This is a genomic window from Brevundimonas bullata (genome assembly GCF_003350205.1).
Taxonomy (GTDB): domain Bacteria; phylum Pseudomonadota; class Alphaproteobacteria; order Caulobacterales; family Caulobacteraceae; genus Brevundimonas; species Brevundimonas bullata.
This window is the reverse complement of record NZ_QLLC01000006.1, coordinates 17,980-41,912: the sequence shown is the minus strand read 5'-3', so window position 1 is coordinate 41,912 and position 23,933 is coordinate 17,980. Positions and strand designations below refer to the sequence as shown.

Sequence of the window (23,933 nt, the reverse complement as noted above, 5' to 3'; positions counted from 1 at the left end):
CCCATCGTTCGCGATATGGAGCCGGCGACACCCTTCCTCTTGATTGAGGGTCTCTTGTGAGAGGGTGTTGCCCTATGATTTCTCGCGTTTCCCTGATGGCGCTGAGCCTGGCCCTGTGCGCCGCGCCTGCCGTCGCCGAAATCCCCAAGCCCGCCGCCGTCGTCGCCGATGGTCTGCCTGCCGTTCCCGACGACCTGGCGGCGGCCACCTTGCCCTATCTTCAGAGCCGCCGCGCCGCCTTTGTCGGCTGGGACGCGGCCGATCGGTCGATGCTGATCAAGACCCGCTTCGGCGCCACGGACCAGATCCACGTGGTCAGCGCCCCCGGCGGCGCCCGTCGGCAGATCAGCTTTGAGGCCGAGCCGGTCATGGCCGGCGCCCCGTCGCCCTCTGGCGATGTCCTGCTGGTCCAGAAGGACAACGGCGGGGACGAGTTCTATCAACTCTATACGCTGGCCAACGGTCGTCTGACGCGCGTGACCGACGGCAAGAGCCGCAACTGGTTCGGCGCCTGGAGCCGGGACGGCAAGCGTGTCGGCTACGCCTCCTCGCGTCGCAACGGTGCGGACATGGACCTCTATGTCGTCGATCCGCGCGATCCCGCGACCGACCGCCTGGTCGCCCAGGTGTCGGGGGGCGGCTGGAACATCTCTGACTTCTCGGCGGACGGGTCCAGGGCACTGGTGCTGAACCGGATGTCGATCAACCATGCGGCGGTCTATGAGCTGGACATCGCCAGCGGCCGCATGACGCCGCTGACCGATCCCGAGGCCCAGGTTTCCTATGTCGATCCGCAGTATGCGCCGAACGGCGCCGTCTGGGCGGCGTCTAACAAGGGGTCCGACTTCCTGCGTCTAGGCCGCATCGAGGGCGGGGACTTCCGCCCGGTGTCGACTGAGGCCCGCTGGGACGTCAGCGACTACGCCATCGCCCCGGACGGCAGCTTCATCGCCTATGCCGTCAACGAGGCCGGCGCGTCCAAGCTGCGTGTTCTGGATGTGGCGAGCGGTGCGGTGCGTGCGGTGGACGGCCTGCCCAACGGCGTCATTCCCTACAGCATAGGCGCGACCATCGACATCGCCCCCTGGGGCGCGATCGGCCTCAGCCTGTCGTCCGCGCGTGTGGCGGGCGACGCCTTCTCGGTCGACCCCAAGACCCTGGCCGTGACCCAGTGGACGCACAGCGAGACCGGCGGACTGGACCCCTCGATCAACGTCGAGCCGACCCTGGTCGAGGTGAAGAGCTTTGACGGCGAGACGGTCTCCGGCTTCCTCTATCAGCCGGACGCGACCAGGTTCCCGGGCAAGCGTCCGCTGATCATCGACATCCACGGCGGCCCGGAAGGCCAGACGCGCCCTGACTTCCTCGGCTCGCAGAACTATCTGCTGAACGAACTGGGCGTGGCGATCTTCTTCCCCAACGTGCGCGGTTCGTCGGGCTATGGCACGCGGTTCGTCAACCTCGACAACGGACCGTTCCAGCGCGAGAATTCGGTGAAGGACATCGGCGCCTTCCTCGACAATCTGGAGAAGAACCCCGGCCTGGACGCCGACCGTTTCGCGGTCACCGGCGTCTCCTACGGCGGCTATATGTGTTACGCCACGGCGGTCCACTACAGTGATCGGTTGAAGGGGGCGAACTGCTATGTCGCCATCTCCAACTTCGTGACCTTCCTGGAGAACACCCAGTCCTATCGTCGCGACCTGCGTCGTGTGGAATACGGCGACGAGCGTGATCCGGCTCAACGCGCGCAGCTACAGGCCATCTCGCCGCTGACCAGCGTCGACAAGATCACCATCCCCCTGCTGGTGGCGACGGGCGGCAACGACCCCCGCGTGCCGGCCTCGGAAGCCGATCAGATCGTCGCCGCCGTCCGCGCCAACGGCGGCACGGCCTGGCACCTTCTCGCGCAGAACGAGGGCCACGGTTTCCACAAGAAGGAAAACGAGGACTACTACTTCTGGACCAGTCTGCAGTTCTGGAAACAGACGCTTCTGGCCGATACGCCGCGCTGATCGCGACGCGTTTACGGGGGCCGGTCTGACCGGCCCCCTTTTTCTTTCCGAGAATTTCGAGATGCGTTTGAACCTCGCCGCCGCGCTGGCGGCGTCCACGATGATGCTTGCCTCTGGCCCCGCCATGGCTGAGCCGGTGGCCACGGATCATCATGTCCATGTCCATTCCCCGGCGATCCTGGACTTCCTGCCGGCCTATTGCGGCAGCCTGGGGAGGATCAGCGCCTGTCCCGAGGTCTTCACCCGACCGCTGACCGTCGATGACCTGCTGACCGACATGGATGCGGCGGGGGTGAGGCGGGCCTTCTTGATGTCGACCGCCTATCTGGCCGAGAGCCCGATGATGGTTCCCGCGCACCCTGACGCGCCCGACCTGATCCGAGCAGCCAATGATTTCACGGTCGATCTGGCGCGCCGCCATCCGGACCGACTGAGCGCCTTCGTCAGCGTCAACCCGCTGACGCCGACAGCCCTCCCAGAAATCGCGCGCTGGGCGGATGATCCCTTTGCCGCAGGGGTGAAGCTGCACCTGACCAATTCCGACGTTAATCTGCGCGATCCCGACGATGTGGCGGCGCTGGCTCGGGTCTTCCGCGCGGCGGCGGCGGGGGACATGACCATCATGATCCATATGCGGACCCGAGCCGAGGACTATGGGGCCAAGGATGTCGGCGTCTTCCTTGATCAGGTGCTGCCTCAGGCTCAGGGCGTGCCGGTCATGATCGCTCATTCAGGGGGCTGGGGCGGGTTGGATGACAATACCTGGGCCGCCATGACGGCCTTCGCCGAGGCGCTCGAAGAGCACCCGGAAACGAGCCGGAGCCTGTCCTTCGATCTCGCCCAGGTCTTCGACGCGGAAACCTCGGAGGCTGACCTGCTGCGGCTGGTCGCCTTGATGCGGCGCATCGGGATTGATCGCTTTGTCGCCGGATCAGACTGGCCTTTCTCGGGGCCACTGAACGCCTATCTGAACGACGTCTTCGCACGCCTGCCGCTGACGCCGGCCGAGGCTGAGCGCATACGGTCGGCGCGCCTCTGATGGGTTAGACGCCACCACGCCGTGACGCCAAACAGCACCGCTAGGACGGCCAGCGTCAGCAACTCCGGCGCGACCTCGGCGACGCTGGCGCCCGCGGCGTTCAACTTGACGAAGGCCTGAATGGCTGAGGTCGAGGGCGACAGGCGGGCCAGCCAGGCCAGGGGCTGAGGCATCAGGAACAGGGGCCAGGCGGCGCCGCCGAGGAAGAAGAGCGGCACCGAGGTTCCGACCAGGATCTGCATGGCGCGCTCATGTCGGTCGAACAGGCTGCCGATCGCCAGCCCTAAGGCCGAAACGCTGGCGGCGAAGACCGGCACGGCGAGGATGATCCCAAGCAGGTCGCCCATGCGCGGATAGTCCTGAAACCAGAAGACGAAGCCGAAATAGAAGAGGCTGGCGACGCTGCCGATCAGGGTCAGGGCGGCCCACAGGCCGAGGAAGCTGCGGGTCGACAGCGGTTGCGCGCCCGTCTCTCGACGCAGTCCGGCGAACAGGGCGGCGCCCAGCAGCAGGGTCTGTTGCAGAATGATGGCGCTGACCGCCGGGACCGCATAGCTGCCGTAGCCGTCCGTGGTGTTGTAGAGCGGGCGCTGCACGACGGTCGGCGCGCGTTCCAGCAGGCGCGTGGCCTCGATCGCCGGGGTCAGGACCTTTTCGGCCGCGGCGGCGGCCGCGCCGCCCAGCGCCTTGCCCATGGCCGTGGCGCGAACCAGATAGGCGCCGTTCAGATAGAGGCCGACCCCCTTGGCGTCGCCGTGGATCAGCGACGACTCGAACTTTTCCGGGATGTGCATGACGGCGTCGACCTCGCCATTGCGCAGCATTCGTTCGGCCTCGGAAGGCGAGGCGGTGACGACCGAGGCGTCCAGCGCGCGCGTGGCGTTCATTTCCTGCACCAGGCGGCGACTGAGGGCCGAATGATCCTGATCGACGACGGCGACCGGCAGCTTGACCGGCGTCTGACCGACATAGGCCATGGGATAATAGAAGGCGTAGGCGACCACGGCCAAGAGAATGGTGCTGGACAGGGGGCGGTGCTTGAAAATGCCGGCAAAGGTCCCAACGAAGGCGCCGCCGAAACTGCGGGCGGGGAGGTGCAGGCTGAGGTCTTCCGGCTTGGGTGCGCGTCGGGCGCGGCGATGGGCGAGGGGGACGGACAGGGCGAAGGTCCCGACCGCGACAGCCAGCAGGATCATCAGCGGCCCCAGCGAGGCGGCAACGTCCGAGCCCAGCACCATCTGCTCGTTCTGCAGCCGCAAGTAGTGGGTGAAGGGCAGGATGGCGCTCCACACCTGGGCGAAGGCCGGGCCGTGCAGTAGGGGCAGGGTGCCGTTGGAAAAGGCGATAGCCGAGCCCGCATAGACCGCCGTGGCCGAGAAGCCGACATCCATGTCGCCGGTCAGGGCGATCAGCAGGGCCGAGACGCCGGCCGTGGCCGCCATCAGGGCGAACAACCCGCCCAGCAGCATCAGCAGGCTGCCTTCGACGCCCCAACCGCGCCAGCCGCACAGCCAGGCGACCCAGACCGCGCCCCACAGGGTGAAGACTAGGACATAGGGGGTCAGCTTGCCCGCCAGCGCCGCTGTCAGCCGCCCGTCCATCCGCGTTGACCAGTCCTTCAGTGAACCGCCGCGCAGTTCTCGCCCCACCCCCATGACGGCGGCGCAGGCCATCAGCAGATGCAGGACGCCGGGTATGATCAGCCCGCCGAGGAAGAGCTCGAAACTGAGCTGCGGATTGCCCAGGATAGTCACCTGAACGGCGGGGGTCTTCAGCCGTGCGGCGGGGACGCCCAGCGCTCGGGCGCGGTCCAGGATCAGGGGAGCGGCGGCGTCGGTCAGGGCCGTGGTCTGGGCCGAGGCGGCGAGCGAACCGACGGTCTGGAAGGCGCCGTTGTAATAGACGATCGCGGCATCCGGCTGGCGAAAGGCGTTCTTCTCGGCGTCGCGCGGGATGTAGGCGAGGCTGTAGATCCGGCCCGACCGCATCAGGGGCCATGCGGCCTCCAGATCGGTGGGCTGGGCCACCACGCGCACGCCGGGGCTGGCCTCCATGTTACGGATGGCGGCGTGGCTGAAGGCGGAATGGTCCTGATCGACGACGGCGACTGGGACGTCACGCACCACGCCCTGAAACAGCATGGCCCCGACCACGACCATCAGCACGACCGGTATGACGATTAGCAGGATCAGGTCCCAGCGGCTGCGGGCCAGATGCGCGATCTCGGCGCGCAGGGCGCGACCGAAGACGCCGCAGGTCGGCGTCGTCACTGGGCGGGCCAGTCGAACAGGACGCTCATGCCGGGACGCAGGCCCTCGACCGGAGCCACGGGCTTGGCATGGATCTCGAAGCTGCGGACGTCATAGCCGCGCGACTGGCGCGTGGCGCGCCAAGTGGCGAAGTCGCCCTGGGGGCTGATGAAGCTGATGCGGAAGGCCACGGCCTTGCGGTTCAGCGCGGGAATGTCGCCGCGCACCGTGTGGCCGATCTTCAGGCCGTTGAACTGGTCCTCCCGCAGGTTGAAGGCGACCCAGGCGTGATCCAGATCCACCACGGTGAAGACCGGCACCCCGATCAGCACCAGTTCGCCGGGATTGGAAAAGCGTTCGGCGATCTCGCCCGCCGCAGGGGCGATCAGGCGGGTTTCGGCTTGCAGCGCCGCCATTTCGCCCACCCCGGCGCGGGCGGCGGCGACCTGGGCGTCGGCGATGGCCTTTTCCTCGCTGCGGGTCCCGGCCACGGCCTTCAGATACTGCTGTCGGGCGGCCTCGGACTGGGCGGCGGTGGCGGCGCGCGCGGCGACGGCCTCGTCGCGGCGCTGGGCCGAGATGACGCCCTCGGCGAACAGGTTCTCGGCCCGGCGAGCGGTCTGCGCCGCCAGTTGGGCGGCGGCCTGGGCGCTGCGCCAGATGGATTCCAGAGAGCGGATGTCTTCGGGCCGCGCGCCGACGCGGCTGAGCTCCTGAATGGCCTGAGCGCCTTGCAGGGCGGCGGCGGCCTGTTGATCGCCGGCGGTGATCTCGGGGCTGGAGAGAATGGCGAGAACCTGGCCCTTGGCGACGCGGTCGCCCGCTGAGGCCAGCATCTTCTCGACACGGGCGGGGGCCTTGGTGGCGACGGTGAATGTCTCGGCCTCGACCATGCCCTGCACCTGCGGCGGGGCCGGGCGGGCGGCCAGGAACAGGCCGACGACGACGAAGATCAGCACGGCCAGCGCCGCGACGCCGATCAGCAGGGACTTTAACGGCGGACGGCTGCGCCGACGGGGCGGCGGCGGGACCGGATCAGCGGCATTATCACCGGCGGGGGTGGTCTCGGTCATGGGGCGATCACCCGGTCGGCGCGTTGCAGGTAGCTGATGAATTCGTCGCTGCGGTCGCTGGCGGCCAGCAGGGCGGCCAGAGCCAGTTCATACTCATAGGCCGCCGCCGCGCGTTGCAAGCGGGCCGTGCCCAGCAGGTTGCGCGCGTCGATGACGGCGGAGGCGGGCGCTTCGCCCTCGCGGAAGGACAGGTCTTGAACCCGCAGGTTCTCGGTCGCGGCCTCCAGGCTGGAGTCCAGCGACAGGAACTGACGGCGCGACAGCTCGACCAGATTATAGGTGCGGATGATCAGGATGCGGACCTCGTCGCGGGCCTGACGCTGAAGCTGCTCGGCGGCTTGGGACCGGGCGCGAGCCGCGCTGACCATGCGGCCCCGGTCCAACGAGGACATCAGGGTATAGCGGGCGCCGACGCCGACGGCCCAGTCCGGCTCGGTCGGGAGAGCGTCCTCGCGGTTCAGGTTGTAGGCCCCGAAGGCATAGACCGACGGACGCAGTCTCGACCGCGCCAGGTCCACGCCGGCGTCGGCCAGTTCGCGACCCGCGCCGGCCAAGGCGACACGCGGATGGTCGGCGACCCCGTCCTCAATGAAGCCGTCGACAGGGCCGGGCGGCGTCGAGTTGACGAACAGGGGACTGGTCGGGGCGACGGGGGCCGTCACATCCAGCATCCGGGCCAGGCTCTGGACCGCCGTGTCATGCTCCAGCTCGGCGCGATCCAACTGACGCTGGGCGGCGTCGCGGGCGACCTGAACCTGCAGACGTTGCGCGGCGCTGAGGAAGCCCTCGCGCTCCATGGCCTGGGCGTTGCGCAGGTGCAGGTCGAAGCCGTCGCGCGTGTCGCGGGCGATGGTCAGAGCCTCGCGCGTCAGGGTCTGGCCGAAATAGACCCGGACCAGATTGACACTTTGAAGATTGCCGGCCTCGGCCTGACGGGCGCGGGCCATGTCGACATTGGCCCCCGCCGCGTCGCGAAGGGCCGGGATGGCCCCGCCGGTGTAGATCGGCATGACGGCGGTGGCGACGGGGCGGAAACTGGTGTCGGCGGTCTTCAGCCGCACGCTGCCGGGCAGGCTGGCGAAGAACTCGGGCAGGGCGGTTTCCAGCCGGTCATTGATGGCCTGGAGAATGTCGCCCGGCACGCCCGGCAGGTCGCCGATGATGCCGGGCAGCAACTGGTTGGCCACGCCCTCGACCTGGCCCAAGGCGTCGGTCAGGGAGATGTCGAAGGTCTTCTGATAGCGCAGCAGCTGGGCGTCGACGGCGATGGTCGGACGGTTGAGCGTGCGCGTCGCCGCCGCCTGTTCTTCGGCCGCCGTCACGTCGGCGCTGGAGGCCCTGCGGATGCTGGAGGTTGCGTCCAGCCGGGCCATGGCGGCTTCGAAACTGTAGGGCACTGTATCCTGAGCCTGCGCTGCTGACGTCAAAACGCCAGACGCAGCAGCGGTCAGGACGAGCAGCCCCGCGCTCCGGCGCCAGAGACCTCGCGCTCTCGCTTCCGATCTCTTCAACGAAGGCGTCCCCCTCAAGTCGTGCGGTTTCGCAACGCGCCGCGCCCGCGTCTAGGCGAGCTTGACCTTAAATCGCGTTAAAGCGCTTCGGGTTGCATCGCGGGTCGTACGGGACGCCTTGGCGAAATCACGGCAGGATCATGGCGACTTTGCGGAACCCCATTTTGGACCAGATGTTGAAGTCGGGATGAGGGACACATCCAGCGTTCCGATGCGAGTCTTTGACGTGATCCCTGAACCTCGCACGCCAACCATTGGGAGAGCGGCGATGCAGGCTGGCGAAAGGCGCTGATGGAGTTGCTGGCGGTCGAGTGGATGGGCAAGCCTGCGTGGATGTGGGCGAGCTTTCTGTTGGTCGTGATCGCCTTGCTGGCCTTCGACCTGGGCGTCCTGCACCGCAAGGCGCACGAGATCGGGGTGAGGGAAAGCCTGCTGCTGTCAGCCTTCTATATCGGCGTCGCCCTGTTGTTCGGAGCCTGGGTCTGGGCGCGGTTGGGGGCGGACAGCGGGCTGGACTACCTGACCGGCTTCGCCATCGAAAAGAGCCTGGCGATGGACAATGTCTTCGTCATCGCACTGATTTTCACCGCTTTCGGAATTCCACGCCTGCATCAGCACCGGGTGCTGTTCTGGGGCGTTCTGGGGGTCATCATCCTGAGGGCGGTGATGATCGCGGCCGGGGCGGCCCTGGTCAGCCGATATGAGTGGGCGCTGTATGTCTTCGCTGCCTTCCTGATCTTCACCGGAGGCCGAATGATCGCAACCAGCCCCACGGAGGAGGCGGCGACGGGGCAGGGTCTCGTCAAATGGCTGAGGCAGCATATGCCCGTGACGGAGGCACTGCACGGCTCGAAGTTTTTCGTGCGAGAGCCCAATGCGGCGGGGCGAATGATCTGGCACGCCACGCCTCTGTTCCTGGCCCTGGTGACGATCGAGTTCGCCGACGTGATCTTCGCCGTGGATTCGGTGCCGGCGATCTTCGCCATCACGACCGACCCCTACATCGTCTACACGTCCAATATCTTCGCCATTCTGGGCCTGAGGGCGCTGTATTTCGCGCTGGCGGCGGTGATCCACCGCTTCGCCTATCTGAAGCAGGCGCTAGCCATCCTGCTGGTCTTTATCGGAGGGAAGGTCATCGCCGCGCCGCTGATGGGGCTGGAGAAGTTTCCGCCGGCGATTTCGCTCGGCGTGACGGCCGCCATCCTGATCGGAGGCGTCGTGTGGTCGCTGTGGAAGACCCGGGCCGAAACCCGGATCGACACATAGGGCCTTATCAGGCCGGGTTTTCTTCCAGACGCTTGTCCAGATAGGCGCCGACGCGACGCTCGACCGCGCCGATGTGGTCCTGCCAGAAGTGGCTCGCGCCCTCTTCCAGTTCGTAGTCGATGACGATGCCCTTCTGGGTGCGCAGCTTGTTGACCACGCGCTCGACCTCGACCGGCGGCACGACGGTGTCGTTGGTGCCGTGCAGAAAGAGGCCGGAGGCCGGGCAGGGGGCCAGGAAGCTGAAGTCGTACATGTTCGACGGCGGCGACACCGAGATGAAGCCGTCCGTCTCCGGGCGGCGCATCAGCAGTTGCATGCCGATATAGGCGCCGAACTGATAGCCGGCGACCCAGGTCTGGGTGGCGGCGGGGTTGTTCGCCTGCAGCCAGTCGAGAGCGGTGGCCGCGTCGGCCAGTTCGCCGATGCCGCTGTCGAACTCGCCCTGCGACTTGCCGACGCCGCGCGAGTTGTAGCGCAGGGTGGCGAAGCCACGCTGGACGAACAGCTGGTGCAGGGTCACAGCCACCGGGTTGTTCATATGCCCGCCCGCCTTGGGGTGCGGATGCAGGATCAGGGCGATCGGCGCGTTCGGACGCTTGCCGGGCGAATAGCGGCCTTCGATGCGGCCCGAGGCGCCGGGAAGAATGACTTCAGGCATGGATCAGCGGAATCCTGTCTTCAACTGTCGTTTCGCGGGCGGACAATACTTGACCAACGCAGTAGGACTTTCTAAGTCGAGCCAGCGTTGCGCACTTGTCTGCGAGGGCGCGGGTTCTAACACAAGAGCCCCGAAAAGCGTGAAATTTTTGAGGGCTTTCTATGCGCCTGTCGACAAAGGGACGATACGCCGTGATGGCGATGGCCGATCTGGCGCGCAATGGCGCGGACCGGGCGGTGTCTTTGGCCGAGATCGCGACGCGTCAGGAAATCTCGCTCAGCTATCTGGAGCAGCTGTTTGCGCGGCTGCGCAAAAGCGGTCTGGTCAAGAGCGTACGCGGTCCCGGCGGCGGCTATCGCCTGGCGCGCGAGGCGCATGAGACGGCGGTGGCCGAGATCGTTCTGGCGGTCGATGAGCCGATCCGCGCCACCCGCTGCGTCGGCGCCGGGTCGCCCAAGGGCTGCATGATCAAGGGCGAACGCTGCATCACCCACCACCTGTGGGAAGACCTGGGGCAGGAGATTCACCGCTATCTCGCCAGCGTCAGTCTGGATGACGTGATCCAGAACCGCACGGGTCAGGCGCGCATGGGCGCGGCCCCCGCGGCGGTCGGCATGGAGGCGGCGGCGTGAGCATCTACCTCGACTACAACGCCTCGGGTCTGGTGCGGCCCGAAGTGCAGGAAATCATGGCCAAGGCCCTGGCCGACAACGGCAATCCGTCGGCGGTCCACGCCGCCGGGCGTCGGGCGCGGGCTCGGGTCGAGACAGCGCGAGCCCAGGTGGCCGAACTGGTCGGGGCGGACCCGACCGCCGTGGTCTTCTCTTCTGGCGGGACGGAGGCCAACGCCCAGGCCATCGTCAGCGCGCTTGCGGCGGGTTGCGAGCGACTGATCGTCGGCGCGACAGAGCATCCGTGCGTGGCCGAAGCCGCCGCCGTCAGCGGCGCGCCGGTCGAGGTTCTGCCCGTCGATGAAGACGGCGTGGTCGATCTGGTCTGGCTGGCCCAGGCGCTGGCGCGGCCGGGCCGGGCCGTGGTCGCCATCCACCATGCCAACAACGAAAGCGGCGTGATCCAGCCTATCGCCGAGGCGGCGGCTCTGGTGCGCGCGGCGGGCGGCTGGCTGCACGTCGACGCCATCCAGTCGGCGGGCAAGGTGCCGGTCGACATGCGGGCGCTGGATGCGGACAGCTTGACCCTGTCGGCGCACAAGCTGGGCGGACCGCAGGGCGTGGGCGCTCTGGTGCTCAAGGAAGGCGTCGCCGCCGTGCGCATCCTGCATGGCGCGGGTCAGGAGCGCGGCCTGCGCGCCGGGACCGAGAACGTGCCGGGCATCACCGGATTCGGAGCAGCGGCGGATTGCGCCGCACGCGATCTGGACGCGGCCATGGCGCACGCCGCCTGGCGTGATGCGGCTGAGGCCAAGGTCAAGGCGGCGGGCGCGACCATCATCGGCGGCGCGGCGCCGCGTCTGCCCAACACCCTGTTCATGGCCGTCGAGGGCTGGGACAGCCCGCAGCAGTTGATCACCCTGGATCTGGTCGGGGTCATGGTCTCGGCCGGCTCGGCCTGTTCGTCGGGCAAGGTGAAGCCGTCCAAGACGATCAGCGCCATGGGCCTGGATCACCTGGCGACCGGGGGCGTGCGCGTTTCCGGGGGCTGGGGCACGACGCAGGGCGACTGGGATCGGTTCGCCGAGGCTTGGATTACAGCCTGGAACAAGCATCAAGCGCGCCTGTCTGAGCGCGTGAAGGAAGTCGCGTAAGTCATGGCTGCTGTTAAGGAAACTGTCGATGCTGTCGCCGCGCTCGAGAAGTATGAGCACGGCTTCACCTCGGACATCGAAACGGAATATGCGCCGCGCGGCCTGAACGCCGACATCATCCGCTTCATCTCCGAGAAGAAGGGCGAGCCGGAATGGATGCTGGAATGGCGTCTGGCCGCCTATGAGCGCTGGCTGGCCATGGAAGAGCCGACCTGGGCCTCGGTGAAGTATGAGCCGGTCGATTATCAGGACCTGTTCTACTACGCGGCGCCCAAGCAGAAGGAGGGGCCCAAGTCGCTCGACGAGGTCGATCCCGAACTGCTGGCCGTCTATGCCAAGCTGGGCATCCCGTTGGGCGAACAGGCGGTGCTGGCCGGGGTCGAGGGCGCGCCGCGCTATGCCGTGGACGCCGTATTCGACAGCGTCAGCGTGGTCACGACCTTCAAGGCCGAACTGGCCAAGGTCGGCGTGATTTTCATGCCGATTTCCGAGGCCTTGCGCGAATATCCTGATCTGGTGCGTCAGTATCTGGGATCGGTGGTGCCCGTGTCGGACAACTATTTCGCGGCCCTGAACAGCGCGGTCTTTTCCGACGGGTCCTTCGTCTATATCCCGCCGGGCGTGCGCTGCCCGATGGAGTTGTCAACCTACTTCCGCATCAACGCCAGCCAGACCGGCCAGTTCGAGCGCACCCTGATCATCGCCGACAAGGGCAGCTATGTTTCCTATCTGGAAGGCTGCACCGCGCCGATGCGCGACGAGAACCAGCTGCACGCGGCGGTCGTGGAGATCGTGGCTCTGGACGACGCCGAGGTGAAATACTCGACGGTTCAGAACTGGTACCCCGGCGACGCCGAGGGCAAGGGCGGCATCTACAACTTCGTGACCAAGCGCGCGGACTGCCGCGGCGACCGCTCGAAGGTCAGCTGGACCCAGGTCGAGACCGGCTCGGCCGTCACCTGGAAATACCCGTCCTGCATCCTGAAGGGCGAGGAAAGCTCGGGCGAGTTCTACTCCATCGCCATCACCAATGGGCATCAGCAGGCCGACACCGGCACCAAGATGATCCACCTGGGCAAGAACTCGAAGTCGCGGATCATCGCCAAGGCGGTGTCGGCGGGCAAGTCGGACTCGACCTATCGCGGCCTGGTCTCGGTGCACCCCAAGGCGACGGGCGTGCGCAACTTCACCCAGTGCGACAGCCTGCTGATCGGCAAGGAGTGCGGCTCGCACACCATCCCCTATATCGAGGCCCGCAACGGCTCGGCCCAGCTGGAGCACGAGGCGACGACGACCCGCCTGTCGGAAGACCAGCTCTTCTACGCCCAGCAGCGCGGCTTGTCGGAGGAAGAGGCCGTGGCCCTGCTGGTCAATGGCTTCGTCCGCGACGTGATGCAGAAGCTGCCGATGGAATTCGCCGTAGAGGCGCAGAAGCTGGTGGCGATCAGCCTTGAGGGGAGCGTGGGGTGAGGGCGCTTCGTCAGTTCGTTTCAATCTTGGCGATCGGTATCTTGTCGGCCTGCTCTGAGGCCGCTTCTGCTCCTGAAGGTTCACAGTCCGAGCATGTCGATCGTGATCTCTTCATGGGGACTTTACTTACGATCAGCGGCACCCCGGTTCGACCAGAGCTGTCATCCTCTGAGACCCGTGATGCGCGATTGGCGGGTCGGATCAATATTTGGGTGACTAAAGGTGGCGTCGAAGTTCAGTCGGGTTGCGGCTTTGGGGCCGTTCAGGCTGACGGCGTGATCAAGCAGTTGCGCGATCCATCGCCTTCCAATCGGACGTGTTCGTCCAAGGACATAGAATACCTGGCCCAGCTTCGGACGATGGTCGCGGATGGCGGCAAGTTAACCGGGCTTGATGGCTCTATCCTCACGCTAACAAGCGCTTCCGGGCAAACGGCTACGTTTGAACGGGACCCATTTGCAATCGTTGATTGATGAATATGCTCTCCATTAACAACCTCCATGTCTCGGTCGCGGACAAGCCGATCCTCAAGGGCCTGACGCTCGAAGTGCCGGCGGGCGAAGTCCATGCCGTCATGGGACCGAATGGGGCCGGCAAGTCGACGCTGGGCTACAGCCTGTCGGGCCGTCCCGGCTATGAGGTCACGGCCGGTTCGGCGTCGTGGAACGGTCAGGACCTGCTGGACCTGGACCCCGCCGAGCGCGCGGCCAAGGGCGTCTTCCTGTCCTTCCAGTATCCGATGGAGATCCCCGGCGTGCCGGCCATGACCTTCATCCGCACGGCGCTGAACGCCCAGAAGCGCGCGCGCGGCGAGGAGGAGATCTCGGCCCCCGCCTTCCTGAAGCAGGTCAAGGCGGCGTCGCAGGCGCTGAAGATGGACTTCGACATGCTGAAGCGGCCGCTGAACGTCGGCTTCTCGGGCGGTGAGAAGAAGCGGATGGAAATCCTGCAGATGGCCCTGCTGGAGCCGTCGCTGCTGATCCTGGACGAGACGGACTCCGGCCTCGACATCGACGCCCTGCGCATCGTGTCGGAGGGCGTGAACGCCCTGCGCCGCGCCGACCGCTCCATGCTGGTCATCACCCACTATCAGCGCCTGCTGGACTACATCAAACCGGACAAGGTGCATGTGCTGGCCGCCGGTCGCATCGTCGCCTCGGGCGGGCCTGAACTGGCGCTGGAGCTGGAGGCGGAAGGGTACGACAAGTTCCTGCCGACCGCGGCATGAGCGCGGCGCCGCAAATCGACCTTACCAACGCCGAGACCTTTCCGTCGCGGCGCACGGAGGCGTGGAAATACAGCGACCTGAAGCGCTGGCTTCGTGAAGCGCCTGAGCCCTCCGGCACGGCGCTGGTCGGGGCGCCGGGGCCATTTTACGACCTGGGCGGAGAGGCGATCGTCTTCGCCAACGGGCGTCCGGTCGGCGTCACGGACTTCATCGCATCAGGCGTCCAGACCCTGCGCCTGCGTTTCTTGTCGGATGCGATCGGAACCGGCCACACGGCGGCGGCCCGCATCGTCGCTCGCCCAGGCTCGCGCCTGCTGCTGCTGGAAACGCACGAGGGCAAGGGCTCGGCCTATGTCGCTCACAACAAGGTCGAGATCGACGTGGCCCGCGACGCCGAGGTCACGCGTATCGTCCTGATCGATGAGCCCGAGGACGCTATCTCGGTGGTCAACGCCGAGGTGCGGCTGGAGGCCGGCGGGCGCTATCGTCAGACCGTGGTCACGACCGGCGCCAAGCTGCAACGCATCGAGACGCAGCTGAGCCACGGAGCCGAGGGCGCAGACGCCCGTCTGGACGGTCTCTATCTGTTGAAGGGGTCGCGCCATGCGGACCTGACGACCGTGGTCGATCACCGCGCCGCCGACGGCACGACCAGCCAACTGACCAAGGGCGTCGTTCACGACACGGCGCGCGGCGTGTTTCAGGGCAAGATCATCGTCGAGCGGGGGGCTGACGGCACCGACGCCCGCATGGCCCACAACGCCCTGATCACGTCCGAGCGCGGCGAGATCGACGCTAAGCCCGAGCTGATCATCTATGCCGACGACGTGCAGTGCGCCCACGGCAATACGGTCGGGACGCTGGACGAGAGCGCGCTCTTCTACATCCAGCAGCGCGGCATTCCGGCCGATGAGGCCCGCGCCCTGCTGGTCCAGGCCTTCCTGTTCGAGGTCATCGACCGCATCGAGGATGAGGCGGCGAAGGAGGTTGTGCGCGCATGGCTGACGGCCAGACTCTGAAAGGCGTGTCTGTGAGACCCTTTGATCCCTACGCCACGCGGGCGCAGTTCCCGATCCTGTCGCGACAGGTGAACGGCAAGCCGCTGGTCTATCTGGACAACGCCGCCTCGGCGCAGAAACCGCGTGCGGTGATCGACGCCATGGTCGCGTCGATGGAGGGCAGCTACGCCAACGTCCACCGGGGTCTGCACACCCTGTCGAACGAGGCGACCGAGGCGTTCGAGGCGGCGCGCGAGATCGTCGCCCGCTTCCTGAACGCGCCATCGGGCGAGAACATCGTCTGGACCAAGGGCGGGACCGAGGCGATCAATCTGGTCGCCAACGGCATCGGCCTGAGCATCGAGCCGGGCGACGAGATCATCGTCACTGAGATGGAGCACCACTCCAACATCGTTCCCTGGCACCTGCTGCGCGAGCGCAAGGGCGCGGTGCTGAAATGGGCGCCGATCAAGGACGACGGCTCGCTGGACATGGAAGCCTTCGCCGAACTGCTGGGGCCTAGGACCAAGATCGTCGCCGTCACCCACATGTCGAATGTGCTGGGCACCATCAACCCGATCGCCGAGATCACCCGTCTGGCCCATGCGGCCGGGGCGCGGGTGCTGGTCGACGGCTGCCAGGGCGCGGTTCACGCGACGCCAGACGTTCAGGCGGTCGGCTGCGACTGGTACGTCGTCACCGGCCACAAGCTGTTCGGGCCGACCGGGATCGGCGTCCTGTACGGCACGACCGAGGCTCTGGAGAGCCTGCCGCCCTATCAGGGCGGGGGCGAGATGATCGAGACGGTCGAGAAGGAGCGCGTGACCTACGCGCCGCCGCCGCATCGGTTCGAAGCCGGCACGCCGCCGATCCTGGAGGCTATTGGTCTGGGCGCGGCGCTGGAATGGCTGTCGGGCTTTAACCAGCAAGCCGTCGCCGCGCACGAGATGGCGCTCTATGACCACGCGCGGGCGCGGCTGGCCGACGCCGGCTGGCTGCGGGTCCTGGGCGAGGCCGAGGGCAAGGGGGCGCTGCTGACCTTCGCCGTCGAGGGCGCCCACGCCCATGACGTGGCCCAGATCATGGACCGTTACGGCGTGGCCGTGCGGGCCGGTCTGCACTGCGCCGAACCCCTGGCGAAAAGACTGGGCGTGACCTCGAGCACGCGCGCCTCCTTCGCCCTATATAACACCGTGGAGGATACAGACGCCTTCGTGGATGCGCTGATCAAGGCGCGGAACTTCTTCGTGTGATGAGTATGGACGCCAAGACCGACAACGCCATCAGCGACAGCGACGCCTTCGCCGCGACCTGGGACGAGCCGCAGAAGAGCGCCTTGTCACAGGCTGAGCTGGACAAGCTGACCGACGACCTGATCGAGGCGCTGAAGACGGTGTACGACCCGGAAATCCCGGTCGACATCTATGAGTTAGGCCTGATCTACAAGGTCGATGTCTCCGACGACCGCGACGTCCTGATCGAGATGACGCTGACGGCGCCGGGCTGTCCCGTGGCCGGCGAAATGCCGGGCTGGGTCGAGGATGCGGTGAAGAAGGTCGAGGGGGTGAAGTCCGCGCGGGCCAACCTGGTGTTCGACCCGCCGTGGGACTCCTCCAAGATGAGCGACGAGGCCAAGCTGGCCCTGAACATGTTCTAGGGATGCGTCGATGACCGAGCTTCAGACCGCCGCCCGACCTCGCAGGCCCCGGCCCAAGGCCGTGACCCTGACCGACGCCGCCGCCGCGCGCGTGCGCGAGATCATGGCCAATGCCGAAAAGGACTATGTCGGCTTGCGGGTGGGCGTGAAGAACGGCGGCTGCGCCGGGCAGGAATACACCTTCGCCTATGCCGAACAGATCGAGCCGCTGGACGAGGTGGTCGAGGACAAGGGCGTCACCATCCTAATCGAGCCCAAGGCCGTGCTGTTCCTGATCGGCTCAGAAATCGATTACGAGACGACCAAGCTGGCGTCCAAGTTCGTCTTCCGCAATCCGAACGAGACCGACGCCTGCGGCTGCGGCGAGAGCGTGACCATCATCCCCGCCGCCGCCCTGGACGCCGACTAGAATGATCCGACTGGAGGGTGTGACCCGGCGCTATCGCAGCGCGGCGGGCGAGCGCACGGCGCTGGACGCCGTGGATCTGACCATCGGGCGCGGCGAAGTGTTCGGGGTGGTCGGGCGTTCGGGCGCCGGGAAGTCGACCCTGATCCGCGCCATCAACCGGCTGGAAACGCCCGACGCGGGGCGGATCTTCGTCGACGACCAGGAGATCACGGCGCTGAATCCCGCCGAGCTGCGCGCCGCGCGGCGTCGGATCGGTATGATCTTCCAGCACTTCAACCTGCTGAACGCCAAGACCATCGAGGACAATGTCGCCTTTCCCCTGAGGCTGGAGGGACGGCCCGAGGCCGAGGTCAAGGCGCGGACGGGGGAACTGCTGGCCCAGTTGGGTCTGGCCGAGCACGCGAAGAAGCATCCGTCTCAGCTGTCGGGCGGCCAGAAGCAGCGCGTAGGCATCGCCCGCGCCCTGGCCTGCGGCCCCAGCGTCCTGCTGTGCGACGAGGCGACCAGCGCCCTGGACCCGGAAACGACCGAGGACATCCTGACCCTGCTGGACGGGCTGAACCGTGATCTGGGTTTGACCATCGTCCTGATCACCCACCAGATGGAGGTGGTGCGCCGGGTCTGCGACCGCGTGGCGGTGCTGAAGGATGGCCGGATCGTGGAGCAGGGCGCGACGGCCGACGTTTTCCTGCACCCGCAACACGCTGTGACCCGCGCCATGCTGGCCGAGGGTGAAGAGGCGTTCGACGCCTCGATCGTGCCCGCCGGCGCGCGCATGGCCAAACTGACCTTCCGCGGCGGCTCCACCTATGAGCCGGAACTGAGCCGCGTCGCGCGGACGGTGGGCGTGGACTATTCGATCCTGTCGGGTCGCATCAGCCGCATCCGGGGCGAGCCCTATGGCCAGCTGGTCGTGGCCTTCACCGGCGGCGACGCCGAAGCGGCCGTGGCGCAACTGACTGCGCGCGGCGTGACGGTGGAGGCAGCCTGATGTTCGATAACGTAGATTGGGCCGAGATCGGCCGCGCGACCGTGGACACCCTGCTGATGCTGGGCGGATCATTGGTGCTGACCGTGATCCTCGGCATACCGCTGGGCGTGCTGCTCTATCTGTCGGGCAAGGGACGGCTGGCGGCCAATCCGGTGCTGAACGCCATGCTGTCGCTGATCGTCAACGTGCTGCGTTCGGTGCCCTTCATCATCCTGCTGATCGTCATGCTGCCGGTGACGGTGCTGCTGGTCGGCACCTCGCTGGGGGTAGCCGGGGCCATTCCGCCGCTGGTCGTGGGGGCCGCGCCCTTCTATGCGCGACTGGTCGAGACGGCCCTGCGCGAAGTGGACAAGGGCGTGGTCGAGGCGACCCAGGCCATGGGCGGCTCGACCTTCCAGATCGTGACGAGGGCCCTGCTGCCCGAGGCCATGCCGGGCATCATCGCCGGGGCCACGGTCACGGCCATCGCCCTGGTCAGCTACACCGCCATGGCGGGCGTGGTCGGCGCGGGCGGTCTGGGCGACCTGGCCGTGCGCTTCGGCTATCAGCGCTTCCAGACCGACGTCATGGTCGTGACCGTAGTTCTGCTGCTGGTTCTCGTACAAATTCTGCAGATGATCGGCGACCGTCTGGTCGCTAAGGTCTCGCACCGTTGAGTTAGAGAGACGCCATGATCCGCCGTTCGCTTCTGCTGTCCGCCACCGCCGTTCTGATGCTCGCCGCGTGCGGGCAGGGGGCGGAAAAGAAGGCGGGCGCCGCCCCGCTCCTGGTCGGCGCGACTGCTGTGCCGCACGCCGAAATCCTGGAGGTGGTGAAGCCGATCCTGGCCGCCGAGGGCGTGCCGATCGAGATCAAGGTCTTCAACGACTACGTTCAGCCAAACGTGCAACTGGCTGAAAAACGGCTGGATGTGAACTATTTTCAGACCAAGCCCTATCTGGACGAATTCAATATTGCGCGTGGCGCCGACCTCTTGACGGTCGCAGGCGTCCACGTCGAGCCGCTGGGCATCTATTCGAAGAAGCACACGACGCTGGCGGCGATCCCGAATGGGGCGCAGGTGGTGCTGCCGAACGATGCGTCCAATACCGGGCGCTCGCTGCTGCTGCTGCAAGGCGCGGGCCTGATCACCCTGCGTGATCCGACCAACCCGCTGCAGACGGTGCGCGACATCGCGACCAACCCCAAGGGACTGAAGTTCCAGGAGGTCGAGGCCGCCACCATCCCGCGCATCCTGCCTCAGGTCGATGCGGCGGTGATCAACACCAACTATGCGCTGGACGCCGGGTTGAAGCCGAAGACGGACGCCCTGTCGCTGGAAGGCGCCGACAGCCCCTACGTCAACTATCTGGTGGCGCGCCCGGACAACCAGAACGACCCGCGCGTTCAGGCCCTGGCCAACGCCCTGCGCAGCCAGGCGGTCAAGGACTTCATCGCCAAGAAGTACGACGGCGCAGTCATTCCCGCCGCCTGATCCGTCAGGCCGGTTCGACCACCACGGCGGTGCCATAGGCCAGGACCTCGGTCACGCCCGGCATGATCTCATTTGCGTCATAGCGCATGGCCAGGATGGCGTTGGCGCCCATGTCGCGCGCATGGGCGACCAGTTCGTCATAGGCTTCCTGACGCGCGGCCTCGGCCAGCTTCACATAGGCGCCGACGCGCCCGCCGATCATCGACTGCACCCCGCCGATGGCGTCAGAAATGACGTTGCGCGAGCGCACGGTGACGCCGCGCACCATGCCGATATGGCGGACGATGCGATGGCCGGTCAGGTCATTGGTGGTGGCGACGATCATGGTCGGGTCTCCGGTTCAGCGGCGGTCAAGGGTGCGGAAGGTGAAGGCGTGGTCGTCCTTCTCTCCCGCCGGATGGGGCTCGGACGCGACCTCGAAAAAGGCGGTTTCGTCAAAGGTCGGGAAGTGGGCGTCGCCCTCGGGCTCGGCCTCAACCTCGGTGATGTAGAGGCGCTGGGCGCGGGGCAGGGCCATCTCGAACAGGGCGGTGCCGCCGATGATGCAGACCTCGTCCACGCCGTCCTCTTCCGCCGTCTCGCGCGCGATGGACAGGGCCTCGCCCAGGTTGGAGCAGACCAGGGCGCCCCTGGACATGCCTTCGGTCTCGTAGGACCCATCCTTGGTCAGGACGATGTTCAGACGGCCGGGCAGGGGCTTGAGCGGCAGGCTCTCCCAGGTCTTGCGGCCCATGATGCAGGGCTTGCCGACGGTGATGGCCTTGAAGCGTTGCAGGTCCGACCGCAGACGCCACGGCAGGTCGCCTTTGTGGCCGATGACGCCGTTACGGGCGCGGGCGACGACAAGGGCGATCTTGGGAATAGACACTGGGCAGGCTCCGAAAGACGGGGGCGGATGAACACCGCCCCCTAATCGGACTTAGGCCTCAGGCTCCAACAGTTTCAAGCGGAAGAAGAGCGCGCCGATCACAGCGCCGACAGCCGGGGCGACGAAGAAGACCCAGACCTGGCTCAGGGCCTGGCCGCCGACCAGCAGGGCCGGACCGAAGCTGCGGGCCGGATTGACCGACACGCCGGTCACCTGAATGCCGACGATGTGGATGACGGCCAGGGTGATGCCGATGGCGACGCCGGCGAAGGCGCCGTGGCCCTTGGCCCCGGTCACGCCCAGGATGGTGATGATGAAGATGGCGGTCGCCACGACCTCGAAGATCAGGGCGGCGTGCAGACCGTATCCGCCCGGCGACCCGGCGTCGAAGCCGTTCTGCCCCAGGCTGGCGAAGCCGGTCTTGGCGATCAGGCCGAGGATGGCCGCGCCGATGACGGCGCCGATGAACTGGGCGATCCAGTAGATCAGCATGTCCTTGGCGCTCATCCGTCCGGCGACGAAGACGCCCAGGCTGACCGCCGGATTGACGTGACAGCCCGACACCGGCCCAATGCCATAGGCCATGGCGATAATGGCGAAGCCAAAGGCCAGGGCGATGCCCAACTGCCCCACATGGTCGAACCCGCCCAGCACAGCGGCCCCGCACCCGAACAGCACCAGCACCATCGTCCCGACCAGTTCGGCCGCAAACTTCTTCAACATGACAACCCTCCCGTTTCATGCCCCCGCATCAACGCGGATCAGGGGAGGGTGCGCCGAGTCTCTGGCGCTCGCCAGACGGCGTTACGGGAGTTTACGCTTCGGTCTTGAGCGCTTCAGGCTCAAGCCACTTCAGCCATTTGCGTTGCATGGCGGTTTCAATGTCGATCCCGGCGCGCTCGCAGTAGATGAGCAGCATCCCCAGGACATCGGCGGCTTCGTCGGCCAGGGCCTCGGCGTCGGGCTTGCCTCGGGCGCGACCTGAAAGGTTCAGGTGCTCCTTGGTCAGTTCACCCAGTTCTTCCTGCAGCTTCAGCAAGGCCCAGTCGCGGTCACGGTCGATGGAATGCTCACGCGCATAGATGTCGGAGATGCGGAGGACGTCCGCCTTGAGGTCAGCGATCTTCATGGGGGTCAGACCGCGACGGCGGCCTTGATATGCGGCCAGGGCGCGTAGTCGCTCAGCACGAAGTCCGACAGCTCATAGGCGAACAGGTCGGATTTGGGCGCGACGGTCAGGGTAGGCAGGGGCAGGGGCTGGCGGGTCAGTTGCAGCTCGGCCTGCTCCAGATGGTTCAGGTACAGGTGGGCGTCGCCGAAGGTGTGGACGAAGTCGCCGGGCTCAAGCCCCAGCACCTGGGCCAGCATCAGGGTCAGCAGGGCGTAGGAGGCGATGTTGAACGGCACGCCGAGGAAGACGTCGGCGCTGCGCTGATACAGTTGGCAGCTCAGCTTTCCGTCCGCGACGAAGAATTGAAACAGGCAGTGGCAGGGCGGCAGGGCCATGTCGTCCACGTCAGCCGGGTTCCAGGCGCTGACGATGTGGCGGCGGCTGTTGGGGTTGGTCTTGAGACCGTGGATCAGCTTCTGAATCTGGTCGATGCTCTGGCCGTTCGGCGAGGCCCAGGAGCGCCACTGCTTGCCATAGACGGGGCCGAGGTCGCCATTTGCGTCCGCCCATTCGTCCCAGATGCCGACGCCGTTGTCCTTGAGCCAGCCGATATTGGTGTCGCCGCGAAGGAACCACAGCAGCTCGATGAAGATCGAGCGCGTGTGCAGCTTCTTGGTGGTCAGAAGCGGAAAGCCCTTGGACAGGTCAAACCGGATCTGCCGACCGAAGACGCCGAGCGTGCCGGTGCCGGTACGGTCGTCGCGGCGCACGCCGTTGTCGAGGATGTCGCGCAGCAGGTTGAGATACTGCCATTCGGGGTGATCGGCCGGGGCCGCCCCGCTGCGGGTTTCCAGATCGGCGAGGGCGAGAGCGGCGGTCATGGGAAGAGAGGATGCCTCTGATTCGTGTCGCTGGGCAGACGTCCGATTCGCTTGCTCACAGAAAAGTCGGGTTCCTTATCCCCGCTCATCCCGGCGGACGCCGGGATCCAGTCCTTTGGCTGCATCCAGGTCATTTCGGCTCTGTGTGCAGTGGCTCTTACTGGATCCCGGCGTCCGCCGGGATGAGCGGTCGTGAGAGGGCGACAGAAAAGCGCCCGCCGATGGGATCGGCGGGCGCTCTTCCATTTGGTCGGTTCGGCCGGGATCAGCGACCGGGAGCCAGACGCTCGTTCAGCACCCAGCCGAGGTTGTCGTTGTCGTCGAGCACCTCCCACCAGACGCCGTCGCGATTTCCGGTCGGATAGAGGCGCAGGCCCGCGGGCAGGGCGCGCACGACCGAGCCGCCGTTCGGCCTGGAGCGCAGGGTGGCGGCCTGCTGGACCGTGTAGGTCTGGACCGGCGCTTCCTGAGCCGGCGAGCCGCCTTCCAGCCCGCCCATCTGCATGACCATGTCGGTATAGGCCTGGATGAAGGCCTGCGACACGATGCGGCCGATCTCGGTGTTCTCGTAGCTGCCGCCGCCGAGAGCGCCCGCGCCGAAGCCGCCAGCGCCCAGACCCCAGCTCATGTCGCTCTTGGAAGCGTAGCCCTCGGCCACGGCGGCGGTTTCCGAGGTGCGGACGTTGGTCAGGGACAGGACCGTATTGGCCTCCATCCGGCGTGTGCGCAGACCGCCGACGATGGCGCCGGCGCGTCCGCCGATGGCGGCGCCGGCCAGGCCGGCCAGGGCGCTGCCGCCCGAGTTCGCGTTCTGGCTGGCGATCTCGCCGACCAGGACAAAGTCCGCCGCCCGCACCTGGCCGCCGCCGACGTTGGAGCCGCGTTGCAGGTCGCCGCCGGAAGCCAGTTCACGTTCGCGCTGGGCGACGCTCATGCCCATGCCGCGGTCGACCAGGGTGAAGCAGCCCGAGCGCTGGATCACCACGCGCAGCAGGCTTTGCGGCGGCGAAAGCTGCAACTCGCGCCAATAGTCGGACTGGCCGTCAGCCAGCGTAACCGTGCCCAGGCTGCGGGCGCAGCGCGGGATTTGCGCCATCTGTGCGTCCTGGGTGCGTTGGGCGCCGCTGCGACGCGCCTGGGCTTCAGACGCGGTCGGCAGGACGGAGGCGGCCATGAGCGCGGCCAGGGCAGGGGCCATCATACGGATATTCAAGGGGAAAACTCCTGGGATATTCAAGCGCTGCCGCTCTGATGCGAGAGGGCAGGA

The 23,933-nt window shown here is 66.8% G+C and carries 25 protein-coding genes; 15 read left to right on the top strand and 10 right to left on the bottom strand.

Translation table 11 applies throughout. From position 1 onward, the window contains the following. Positions 1-74: 74 nt before the first annotated feature. Positions 75-2,015, top strand: coding sequence for a S9 family peptidase (locus tag DXK21_RS04170; protein ID WP_114816517.1), 1,941 nt, complete (start codon positions 75-77; stop codon positions 2,013-2,015). Between the two features lie 61 nt (positions 2,016-2,076). After that, the gene (locus tag DXK21_RS04165) at positions 2,077-3,054 is read left to right on the top strand and encodes an amidohydrolase family protein (RefSeq protein WP_114816516.1); all 978 of its coding nucleotides are present in this window, start codon (positions 2,077-2,079) and stop codon (positions 3,052-3,054) included. Here DXK21_RS04165 and DXK21_RS04160 read toward each other — a convergent pair. The 3 genes from DXK21_RS04160 to DXK21_RS04150 are packed head-to-tail and all read right to left on the bottom strand — an operon-like array spanning position 2,979 to position 7,773. Beyond that, positions 2,979-5,324: an ABC transporter permease gene (locus DXK21_RS04160; RefSeq protein WP_114816515.1), complete on the bottom strand. Its 2,346-nt coding sequence runs from the start codon at positions 5,322-5,324 to the stop codon at positions 2,979-2,981. The two genes, DXK21_RS04165 and DXK21_RS04160, sit on opposite strands and share 76 nt — an antisense overlap. After that, positions 5,321-6,376: an HlyD family secretion protein gene (locus tag DXK21_RS04155; RefSeq protein WP_114816514.1), complete on the bottom strand. Its 1,056-nt coding sequence runs from the start codon at positions 6,374-6,376 to the stop codon at positions 5,321-5,323. The genes DXK21_RS04160 and DXK21_RS04155 overlap by 4 nt, the downstream gene beginning before the upstream one ends. Continuing rightward, complete coding sequence (locus DXK21_RS04150) at positions 6,373-7,773, bottom strand: TolC family protein (RefSeq protein ID WP_245945095.1); 1,401 nt, start codon at positions 7,771-7,773, stop codon at positions 6,373-6,375. The genes DXK21_RS04155 and DXK21_RS04150 overlap by 4 nt, the downstream gene beginning before the upstream one ends. A gap of 405 nt (positions 7,774-8,178) precedes the next feature. Here DXK21_RS04150 and DXK21_RS04145 point away from each other — a divergent pair, with 405 nt between their 5' ends. Further along, on the top strand, positions 8,179-9,156 hold the full coding sequence (locus tag DXK21_RS04145) for a TerC family protein (protein ID WP_114816513.1): 978 nt from the start codon (positions 8,179-8,181) through the stop codon (positions 9,154-9,156). 7 nt (positions 9,157-9,163) lie between these two features. Here DXK21_RS04145 and DXK21_RS04140 read toward each other — a convergent pair whose 3' ends face one another. Next, positions 9,164-9,814, bottom strand: coding sequence for an alpha/beta hydrolase (locus DXK21_RS04140; protein ID WP_114816512.1), 651 nt, complete (start codon positions 9,812-9,814; stop codon positions 9,164-9,166). A 161-nt stretch (positions 9,815-9,975) separates the two neighbouring features. Here DXK21_RS04140 and DXK21_RS04135 point away from each other — a divergent pair, with 161 nt between their 5' ends. The 12 genes from DXK21_RS04135 to DXK21_RS04085 are packed head-to-tail and all read left to right on the top strand — an operon-like array spanning position 9,976 to position 19,806. After that, entirely contained in the window at positions 9,976-10,446 is a 471-nt protein-coding gene (locus tag DXK21_RS04135) for an Rrf2 family transcriptional regulator (protein WP_114816511.1), read from the top strand. Next, complete coding sequence (locus DXK21_RS04130) at positions 10,443-11,579, top strand: cysteine desulfurase family protein (RefSeq protein ID WP_114816510.1); 1,137 nt, start codon at positions 10,443-10,445, stop codon at positions 11,577-11,579. Before DXK21_RS04135 ends, DXK21_RS04130 begins: the two co-directional genes overlap by 4 nt. A 3-nt stretch (positions 11,580-11,582) precedes the next feature. Then, the gene (gene sufB, locus DXK21_RS04125; RefSeq protein WP_114816509.1) at positions 11,583-13,049 is read left to right on the top strand and encodes a Fe-S cluster assembly protein SufB; all 1,467 of its coding nucleotides are present in this window, start codon (positions 11,583-11,585) and stop codon (positions 13,047-13,049) included. A 26-nt stretch (positions 13,050-13,075) separates the two neighbouring features. Beyond that, positions 13,076-13,522: a hypothetical protein gene (locus tag DXK21_RS16455; RefSeq protein ID WP_162790573.1), complete on the top strand. Its 447-nt coding sequence runs from the start codon at positions 13,076-13,078 to the stop codon at positions 13,520-13,522. 5 nt (positions 13,523-13,527) lie between these two features. Next, on the top strand, positions 13,528-14,277 hold the full coding sequence (sufC, locus tag DXK21_RS04120; RefSeq protein ID WP_114816601.1) for a Fe-S cluster assembly ATPase SufC: 750 nt from the start codon (positions 13,528-13,530) through the stop codon (positions 14,275-14,277). Beyond that, positions 14,274-15,296 carry a Fe-S cluster assembly protein SufD gene (gene sufD, locus DXK21_RS04115; protein WP_114816508.1) on the top strand — a complete coding sequence of 341 codons (1,023 nt, stop codon included), beginning with the start codon at positions 14,274-14,276 and terminating at the stop codon, positions 15,294-15,296. Before sufC ends, sufD begins: the two co-directional genes overlap by 4 nt. Beyond that, complete coding sequence (locus tag DXK21_RS04110; RefSeq protein WP_114816507.1) at positions 15,275-16,528, top strand: aminotransferase class V-fold PLP-dependent enzyme; 1,254 nt, start codon at positions 15,275-15,277, stop codon at positions 16,526-16,528. The genes sufD and DXK21_RS04110 overlap by 22 nt, the downstream gene beginning before the upstream one ends. A 5-nt stretch (positions 16,529-16,533) precedes the next feature. Further along, positions 16,534-16,932 carry an SUF system Fe-S cluster assembly protein gene (locus tag DXK21_RS04105; RefSeq protein ID WP_114816506.1) on the top strand — a complete coding sequence of 133 codons (399 nt, stop codon included), beginning with the start codon at positions 16,534-16,536 and terminating at the stop codon, positions 16,930-16,932. Between the two features lie 10 nt (positions 16,933-16,942). Then, positions 16,943-17,341 (top strand): HesB/IscA family protein, encoded by a 399-nt coding sequence (locus DXK21_RS04100; RefSeq protein ID WP_114816505.1) that lies wholly within the window; start codon positions 16,943-16,945, stop codon positions 17,339-17,341. Position 17,342: 1 nt separating this feature from the next. Then, entirely contained in the window at positions 17,343-18,332 is a 990-nt protein-coding gene (locus DXK21_RS04095) for a methionine ABC transporter ATP-binding protein (protein ID WP_114816504.1), read from the top strand. After that, positions 18,332-18,988, top strand: a complete 657-nt coding sequence (locus DXK21_RS04090; RefSeq protein WP_114816503.1) for a methionine ABC transporter permease — start codon at positions 18,332-18,334, stop codon at positions 18,986-18,988. Before DXK21_RS04095 ends, DXK21_RS04090 begins: the two co-directional genes overlap by 1 nt. 14 nt (positions 18,989-19,002) lie before the next feature. Continuing rightward, positions 19,003-19,806, top strand: a complete 804-nt coding sequence (locus DXK21_RS04085; protein WP_114816502.1) for a MetQ/NlpA family ABC transporter substrate-binding protein — start codon at positions 19,003-19,005, stop codon at positions 19,804-19,806. Positions 19,807-19,810: 4 nt separating this feature from the next. Here the strand turns inward: DXK21_RS04085 and DXK21_RS04080 are convergent, their stop codons facing one another. The 6 genes from DXK21_RS04080 to DXK21_RS04055 all read right to left on the bottom strand — a co-directional run bounded on the left by DXK21_RS04080 (position 19,811) and on the right by DXK21_RS04055 (position 23,879). Then, positions 19,811-20,131 carry a YbjQ family protein gene (locus DXK21_RS04080; RefSeq protein WP_114816501.1) on the bottom strand — a complete coding sequence of 107 codons (321 nt, stop codon included), beginning with the start codon at positions 20,129-20,131 and terminating at the stop codon, positions 19,811-19,813. 15 nt (positions 20,132-20,146) lie between these two features. Continuing rightward, positions 20,147-20,674, bottom strand: a complete 528-nt coding sequence (locus DXK21_RS04075; protein WP_114816500.1) for a dihydrofolate reductase — start codon at positions 20,672-20,674, stop codon at positions 20,147-20,149. 51 nt (positions 20,675-20,725) lie between these two features. Then, positions 20,726-21,397 (bottom strand): aquaporin, encoded by a 672-nt coding sequence (locus DXK21_RS04070; RefSeq protein ID WP_211305963.1) that lies wholly within the window; start codon positions 21,395-21,397, stop codon positions 20,726-20,728. A gap of 91 nt (positions 21,398-21,488) precedes the next feature. Further along, complete coding sequence (locus DXK21_RS04065; protein WP_114816499.1) at positions 21,489-21,803, bottom strand: nucleoside triphosphate pyrophosphohydrolase family protein; 315 nt, start codon at positions 21,801-21,803, stop codon at positions 21,489-21,491. Between the two features lie 5 nt (positions 21,804-21,808). After that, positions 21,809-22,666 carry a thymidylate synthase gene (locus DXK21_RS04060; protein WP_114816498.1) on the bottom strand — a complete coding sequence of 286 codons (858 nt, stop codon included), beginning with the start codon at positions 22,664-22,666 and terminating at the stop codon, positions 21,809-21,811. Positions 22,667-22,931: 265 nt separating this feature from the next. Then, the gene (locus tag DXK21_RS04055) at positions 22,932-23,879 is read right to left on the bottom strand and encodes an SH3 domain-containing protein (protein WP_245945094.1); all 948 of its coding nucleotides are present in this window, start codon (positions 23,877-23,879) and stop codon (positions 22,932-22,934) included. Positions 23,880-23,933: the final 54 nt, after the last annotated feature.

What these genes read in the sequence shown, in the direction of transcription:
- DXK21_RS04145 (WP_114816513.1), top strand. Translation starts at nt 8,179, where the DNA reads ATGGAGTTGCTGGCGGTCGAGTGGATGGGCAAGCCTGCGTGGATGTGG.
- sufD (WP_114816508.1), top strand. Translation starts at nt 14,274, where the DNA reads ATGAGCGCGGCGCCGCAAATCGACCTTACCAACGCCGAGACCTTTCCG.
- DXK21_RS04085 (WP_114816502.1), top strand. Translation starts at nt 19,003, where the DNA reads ATGATCCGCCGTTCGCTTCTGCTGTCCGCCACCGCCGTTCTGATGCTC.
- DXK21_RS04140 (WP_114816512.1), bottom strand. Translation starts at nt 9,814, where the DNA reads ATGCCTGAAGTCATTCTTCCCGGCGCCTCGGGCCGCATCGAAGGCCGC.
- DXK21_RS04155 (WP_114816514.1), bottom strand. Translation starts at nt 6,376, where the DNA reads ATGACCGAGACCACCCCCGCCGGTGATAATGCCGCTGATCCGGTCCCG.
- DXK21_RS04065 (WP_114816499.1), bottom strand. Translation starts at nt 21,803, where the DNA reads ATGAAGATCGCTGACCTCAAGGCGGACGTCCTCCGCATCTCCGACATC.
- DXK21_RS04070 (WP_211305963.1), bottom strand. Translation starts at nt 21,397, where the DNA reads ATGTTGAAGAAGTTTGCGGCCGAACTGGTCGGGACGATGGTGCTGGTG.
- DXK21_RS04090 (WP_114816503.1), top strand. Translation starts at nt 18,332, where the DNA reads ATGTTCGATAACGTAGATTGGGCCGAGATCGGCCGCGCGACCGTGGAC.
- sufC (WP_114816601.1), top strand. Translation starts at nt 13,528, where the DNA reads ATGCTCTCCATTAACAACCTCCATGTCTCGGTCGCGGACAAGCCGATC.
- DXK21_RS04170 (WP_114816517.1), top strand. Translation starts at nt 75, where the DNA reads ATGATTTCTCGCGTTTCCCTGATGGCGCTGAGCCTGGCCCTGTGCGCC.
- DXK21_RS04095 (WP_114816504.1), top strand. Translation starts at nt 17,343, where the DNA reads ATGATCCGACTGGAGGGTGTGACCCGGCGCTATCGCAGCGCGGCGGGC.
- DXK21_RS04165 (WP_114816516.1), top strand. Translation starts at nt 2,077, where the DNA reads ATGCGTTTGAACCTCGCCGCCGCGCTGGCGGCGTCCACGATGATGCTT.
- DXK21_RS04100 (WP_114816505.1), top strand. Translation starts at nt 16,943, where the DNA reads ATGACCGAGCTTCAGACCGCCGCCCGACCTCGCAGGCCCCGGCCCAAG.
- sufB (WP_114816509.1), top strand. Translation starts at nt 11,583, where the DNA reads ATGGCTGCTGTTAAGGAAACTGTCGATGCTGTCGCCGCGCTCGAGAAG.
- DXK21_RS04135 (WP_114816511.1), top strand. Translation starts at nt 9,976, where the DNA reads ATGCGCCTGTCGACAAAGGGACGATACGCCGTGATGGCGATGGCCGAT.
- DXK21_RS04105 (WP_114816506.1), top strand. Translation starts at nt 16,534, where the DNA reads ATGGACGCCAAGACCGACAACGCCATCAGCGACAGCGACGCCTTCGCC.
- DXK21_RS04080 (WP_114816501.1), bottom strand. Translation starts at nt 20,131, where the DNA reads ATGATCGTCGCCACCACCAATGACCTGACCGGCCATCGCATCGTCCGC.
- DXK21_RS04110 (WP_114816507.1), top strand. Translation starts at nt 15,275, where the DNA reads ATGGCTGACGGCCAGACTCTGAAAGGCGTGTCTGTGAGACCCTTTGAT.
- DXK21_RS04060 (WP_114816498.1), bottom strand. Translation starts at nt 22,666, where the DNA reads ATGACCGCCGCTCTCGCCCTCGCCGATCTGGAAACCCGCAGCGGGGCG.